The sequence below is a fragment of the Nocardia sp. NPDC004722 genome, from assembly GCF_053601505.1.
This window is the reverse complement of record NZ_JBSGBY010000490.1, coordinates 1-6553: the sequence shown is the minus strand read 5'-3', so window position 1 is coordinate 6553 and position 6553 is coordinate 1. Positions and strand designations below refer to the sequence as shown.

General features: G+C 69.9%; 1 protein-coding gene and 1 pseudogene. Both read left to right on the top strand.

Annotated features, from left to right (window positions below; genetic code table 11):
* Positions 1 to 2732: nocobactin polyketide synthase NbtC (gene nbtC / locus ACWELQ_RS34260; protein WP_452401171.1), on the top strand; the 2732-nt coding region annotated here is incomplete at its 5' end.
* Positions 2733 to 2766: 34 nt separating this feature from the next.
* A pseudogene (locus ACWELQ_RS34255) lies at positions 2767 to 6489 on the top strand (non-ribosomal peptide synthetase); the annotation flags it as partial.
* Positions 6490 to 6553 lie beyond the last annotated feature (64 nt).

The following is a 6553-nucleotide window of genomic DNA, read 5'->3' as shown; positions in this document are numbered from 1 at the left end:
ATCTCGACCATTACGGCCACGCCCAGCCGCTGCACTATCTGCTCGGCGAGGAAGGGCGATTCGAGAACACGGTGTGGGAAGTGCAGCCCGCCTTGATGTTCCACATGGCCGGTCTCGCGGCCATGTGGCGTGCGGCCGGTGTCGAGCCCGCCGCGGCCATCGGCCACAGCCAGGGTGAGCTGGCGGCGGGCTGGGTGGCGCGGGTGATGACCCGGCGCGACGCCGTCATGGCGGTGACGCAGCGGGCCCGGCTGGTGGAACGCATTTCCCCGCGCGGCTATTCGATGGCCGTGCTCGGCATGGACCGCGAGGAAGTGGAGGCACTGCTGGCCCGCCATTCCGGCTGGGCCGAGCTGTCGGTGGTGAACTCGCCGCACATCCTGGCCATTTCGGGTGACCGCGCGACCATCGTGGACCTCGTCGCCATCGCGCAGGGGCAGGGCAAGTTCGCCCGGGAGATCCAGGTCGCCTACCCCGCGCACACCTCGATCGTGGCCGAACTGCGCACTGCCTTCGAAGAATTCCTCGGCGAGGAGATGAGCGCCCCGACCTTCACCGCGGGCGACATCCCCTGCTACGGCGCGACCCTGGGCGCGGAGATCACCCCCGACCTCGAGCACGAGCAGTACTGGTACTGGAACCTGCGCAACCGCGTCCGCTTCGACCGCGCCATCGTCTCCGCCGCCGTCGACGGCATCGACACCTTCGTCGAGGTCGCCGAACACCCGACCTTGCAGCTGGCGGTCCAGGAAAACCTCGGCCTCGTCCCCCAAGACCCGGCCTTGCCGCCCCGCGACTTCCGCGTCCTCGGCACCTCCCTGCGCACCGCCGACACCCTGCGCGACTTCACCCGCAACCTGGCCACCGTCGCCGTCTCCGACCTCGCCTACAACTGGCAAGCGCTGCGCACATCCGACACGGTGACCCTCCCCCTGCGCGACTTCCCGAACACCGTCATGAACCCGCAGCGCCTATGGGCCGCCATCGACTCGCCCGCCGGGCAGCCGATCCCGGAACCCACCCATCGGCGCCCGCATCGTCTGGCGGAGACCTGGCTCCGCCTGGACAAGCGCTCCCTGGTGCCCCCGCGCGACATCCTGGTGGTCGACCACCTCGATTCGAATCCCGAGCTGGCCGCCGCGATCTGCACGGCCGCGCACAACCATGGCGGCGCGGCACGGATATTCGGCGACCCGTCCCACGCGGACGATGCGTCCGGTGGTTACGACACCGTCGTGGTCCTGCTCTCCGAGATGGCGGACCTGGACGCGACCTCCGCGGTCGAGGAAGCGGCCGCATTCTTCTCGGAGCCGTCGTGGTTGCCGGAGCTGGCCGGGGTCACCAACTGCTGGCTGGTCACCGTGGGTGGTGAGCAGATCGTCGCGAGTGATCCGGTGCCGCACCAGTTCCACGGCGCGGTGACCGCCGGGTACCGGTGCTTGGGCATGGAGTCGCTGGGCATCGCCTTCCGGCGGGTGGATCTCGCGGCAGGGCAGGCGGATGCCAGTCAGGCGGCGGCGCTGGTGCGGGCGGTGCACGTCAAGAACGAACCGGAACTGGCGCTGCGTGATGGCGCGGTTTATGCCAAGCGGTTGGAAATCGATGCCGCGCAACCGGGTCCGGTGCGCGATGCGGATCTTTCGCATGTGGTGATCGTCGGTGGTACCGGCACGCTCGGGGTCGAGTTCTGCGCGCATTACGCCCGTCGGGGGGCGCGCCGGATCACCCTGCTGAGCCGGTCCGGCGAGACCGACGCGGTGACCCGCCGCCTGCGCTCGATCCGGGGACTGGCGGACACCACGATCGTGGTCGAGTCCTGTGACGTGACCGATGAGCCGTCGGTGCTGGAACTGGCGGCGCGCCAGGAGATCCCGGCCAGTGTGATCGTGCATGCGGGCGTCAACTATGTGCGCGCCGAGCTGGCCGACGTCACGCCGGAGAAGTTCCGCGAGATGGCCGGTTCCAAGATTTACGGCACCGAGCACCTCCTGCGGTCTTGGCCTCGGACGGCGGACAGCCGGATCATTCTGTGTTCCTCCGCCGCAGCCACTTTCGGTGGCCGTGGCCAGATCCTCTACGCGACGGTGAACCGGATGCTCGACGTGCTGGCTCGCCGCCTGCGCGCCCAGGGCGTCGACGCGGTCGCCATGCAGTGGGGCCTGTGGGATCTCGAAGGCCCGCTGCACGCGGTCGGCACCGGGCCGGTGCAGGCCGCCGGTGTCACGCCGATGCGTGCCCAGGACGCGCTGGCGGCCGGTTTCACCGAGCACGCCGATCATCCGGGCACGGAGAACCGGCTGGTCGCGGCCGCGGATTGGAACGATGTTCAGGCGCTGATGGCCGCCATCGGCCAGGGCCCGCTGCTGGACAGCGTGGTTGCGGCGGTCGCCGCGGAAGTGGCCGCACCGGAGCAGGATTCGGGTCCGCATCGACCGGCCGAGGAGGCTCCGGTGCCCGCTGCCGTCGCGGTGCCCGCCGCCGAGATCCCGGTCTCCGCACCCGGCAATCTGGCCGATCAAGTGCGGCGGCAGCTGGGGAAGGTGATGGGGGCGGGTAGCGACGCCTTCGACACGTCCGTCCCGCTGGTGGCGTTGGGCCTGGATTCCTTGCAGGCCTTGGATTTCCGCAAGCGGGTGCAGGCCGAGTTGAACCGGGAGTTGCCGGTGGCGGCCATCCTGGGCGGCGCGTCACTCGACGACGTCGTCCGGTTGATGGCCGGTTCGCAGGCGTAGTTCGCACGACATACTTTCAGGAGCGAGACGAGACATGGCGAACGATGCCAACACCCTGCTGGAGCGCCGCAAGGAACTGCTGCGCCGGCGGATAGCCGAGAGCGGTGTCGCCACTTCCGTCGCGACTCCCGCCGCCGCGCCGCGCGCGAAAGCGGGGGAGCGGCACCCGCTGTCGGACGGGCAGCGGCGCATGTGGTTCCTGCAGACCCGTGACCGCGGCGACACCACCCTCAATATCTGTGTGGCTTACCGGCTTACGGGCAACCTGGACAGCGAGCGGCTGCGCCGGGCGGTGGGAACCGTCGCCGAGCGGCACGACATTCTGCGCACCACCTACGGTCTCGGTGAGGACGGTGAGCCGTATCAGGTCGCGCACGCCGATCTCGCGCCGAGCTGGGAGACCCACGATCTGCGCGAGCTGCCCGAGACCAGCCGTTCCCGGCGGCTGGAAGTGCTGGCGCGCAGGGAGTTCGGCCGTGCCTTCGACCTGTCCGCGGAGTCGCCGCTGCGGCTGAGCCTGGTGCGGCTGGCGGCCGACGAGTTCGCCCTGATCCTGGTCGCCCACCACATCTGCTGGGACGACGACTCGTGGGGCGTGTTCTTCGGCGAGGTGAATGCCGCCTACGGCAGCGCCGAACTGTCCTCGCTGTCAGGACAATTCGTGGACGTCGAGGTTCTGGGTGCGGAGGCCGCCCCGGATGCCGATCTCGACTATTGGCGAAACGCACTCCGCCCGTTGCCCGAATCACTCGAATTGCCCGGCAAGAGCGCCGATTCCGGCTCCCGGCAGGCCGAGCGCCGCACCCTGGAACTCTCCGCCGAGCTGATGGCCCGGGTCGATGCCTTCGCCCGCGAGCATCACGCGACCCCGTTCATGGTTCTGCTGGCCGCCTACGAGGCCGTCGTGCACCGCTACACCGCCGCCGGTGACTTCCTGGTGTCGGTCCCGGTCACGGTGCGCCGCAATGCCCTGGCCGAATCCTTGATCGGCTACTTCGGCAACACCCTGCTGCTGCGCGCCACCCTCACCGCGCGGGACAGCTTCGCCGCGTTCACCGACGCCGTCCGCGACACCTGCCTCGGCGCGTTCGCGCATCAGGGCGCGGGCATCGACGCGGTGGTGCGGGCGGCCAATCCGGAGCGGCTGGGCGGCAAGGACGGGCTCGATCAGCTGGTGCGCCTGGGCTTCAGCGTCCGCAAGAGCGCCGACGGCTTCGCCCTGGACGGTGTCGAGGCCACTCTGCTGGAGCTGGGTAGCCCGGTCACCCAGCTGCCGCTGACCCTGGCCGTGGTGCTGGAGCCCGCCGGCGCGTACCTGGAGGCCGAATACCAGGTCGACCACCTCGACGCACCGCTGGTCGACCAATTGCTGTGCCACTACACGCAATTGCTCGACGCGGCGCTGGCCGAGCCCGACAAGCGCATCGGCGACCTGGACATCCTGGGCGCAGAGGACGCCGCACGCATCCTCGAACTCTCGCACGGTGAACTTGTCGCGACCCCGGCCGTCACCATGGTGGACCTGTTCCAGGCCCGCGTCGCCGCCGCGCCCGACGCCCTGGCCGTGGTAGCCCCCGATACCGGTGTGGAGCTCACCTACGCCGAGCTGAACCGTCGCGCGAATCGGCTGGCGCACTGGCTGATCGGCCAGGGCCTGGCCGCCGAGGACCTCGTCGGCCTGCGCCTGTCCAACTCGGTGGAGTTCGTGGTCGGCATGCTGGCCGTGCTCAAGTCCGGCGCGGCTTACCTGCCCATCGACCCGGCCTACCCGGACGACCGCATCGACTACCTGGTCGCCGATGCCCGCCCCCGCCTGGTGCTGGGCCGCGTCGAACTCGATGCGGCGGAACTGTCGGCGGCCGAACTACCCGAGCACGATCCCTCCGACGCCGACCGCTTGCGCGCGCTGCGCCCCGGCAATCTGGCCTACGTCATCTACACCTCGGGCTCGACCGGCAAACCGAAGGGCGTCCCGGTGCCGCACGGCGCGATCGCCGAACACCTGGACGGGTTCGTCGCCGAATGGGGCATGACGGCCGAAGACCGCCTGCTGCAATCCTCCTCGGTGAGCTTCGACGCCTCGCTGCTGGACATCTTTGTCACCTTCACCGCCGGTGCGCGTCTGGTGGTGCCGAAACCCGATGCCTTCCGCGACATTCCGTACGTCGCCGACATCATCACCCGCTGCGGCGTCACCGTGCTGCACATGGTGCCGTCCATGCTCAGCACCTTCCTGCTGCTGCCGGAGGTGAGCCAGTGGCGGGCGCTGCGGCACGTCCCGGTCGGCGGTGAGGCGCTGCCGGGCGAGATCGCCGACAAGTTCGCGGGCATCTTCGACGCGGAACTGCGCAATCACTACGGGCCGACAGAGGCCGTGGTGTGCGCGACGCACCAGGATGTGGTGGGCCCGCAGGGCACCCGCATCGTGCCGATCGGCACGCCCAACCGCAATGTGTACGTGTACCTGCTCGACGAGGCGTTGCAGCTGGTCCCGGACGGCGTGGTCGGCGAGATCTACTTGGGCGGCGAGCAATTGGCGCGCGGCTACCTGCATCGCGCCGGACTGAGCGCGGACCGTTTCGTCGCCGATCCGTTCGGCGGGCGCGGCGGCAGGCTCTACCGCACCGGTGATCTGGCCCGCCGCAATGGCGACGGCGAGATCGAATTCGTCGGCCGCGCCGACGAACAGGTCAAGGTGCGCGGCTTCCGCATCGAACTCGGCGAAGTGGAGGCCGTGCTCGGCGGCCACCCGAGCGTCGGACACTGCGTGGTGATCGCCACCGAGGACCCGGCGGTCGGCGCCATGCTCGCCGCCTACGTGGTGCCCGCGGCGGGCGCGACCATCGACCCGGAGCAGTTGCGCGCGCATGCCGCCGCGGTACTGCCGGAGTACATGGTCCCCGCCGCGGTCGCCGTCATCGACGCGATCCCGTTGACCGTGCACGGCAAGCTGGACAAACGCGCCCTGCCCGCGCCCACCCGCCGTGCCGCGCGTGGCTACCGGGAACCGGCCACCGCCACGGAGATTCGGCTCGCGGCCCTGTTCGGGCAGCTCTTCGGCCGACCGCAGGGCAGCGGCGGGGACCGCATCGGTGCGGACGACTCCTTCTTCGAACTCGGCGGACATTCACTGCTGGCGACCCGCCTGATCGTGTTGATTCGCAAGGAGTTCGGCGTCGAACTCGACGTCCGGGCTCCGTTCGACACACCCACCGTCGCGGGCCTGGCGGCCTTGATCGAGAACACCCCCGTGGCCGAATCGCGTGCAGAGACCCCGAGTCTGGCGAAACGCGAACGGCCGGACCGTGTTCCGCTGTCGTTCTCGCAGCTGGCCATGTGGTTCCAGCACAAGCTGGAAGGCCCCAGTGCGGTCGGCAACATCCCCTTCGCCATGCGCGTCGACGGCCCGCTCGACCTCGCCGCGCTGACCGCCGCCCTGGGCGATGTGGTCGCCCGGCACGAGGCGCTGCGCACCGTGTTCCCGGCGGACGGCGGCGTGCCGTACCAGTTGGTGCTCCCGGCGGGGCCGATCGACGTCATCGTCACGGTGCTCGACGACGCCGACCGGCTGCCCGCCGAACTGGCCGAGGCCGCCGAATACTGCTTCGCGGTGGAATCCGAACTGCTGGTGCGGCCCAAGGTCTTCGTCCTGGACCGGAATGCGCACGCCATCTCGCTGCTGGTGCATCACATGGTGGCTGACCACTGGTCCTTCCGCACCATCCTGGCCGACCTGGCCGTCGCCTACCGCAGCCGGTCAGCGACTGCGCGTAGGTGATCCAGTCCACGGTCATCACCGCCGGGCGTACGACATCGCCGTA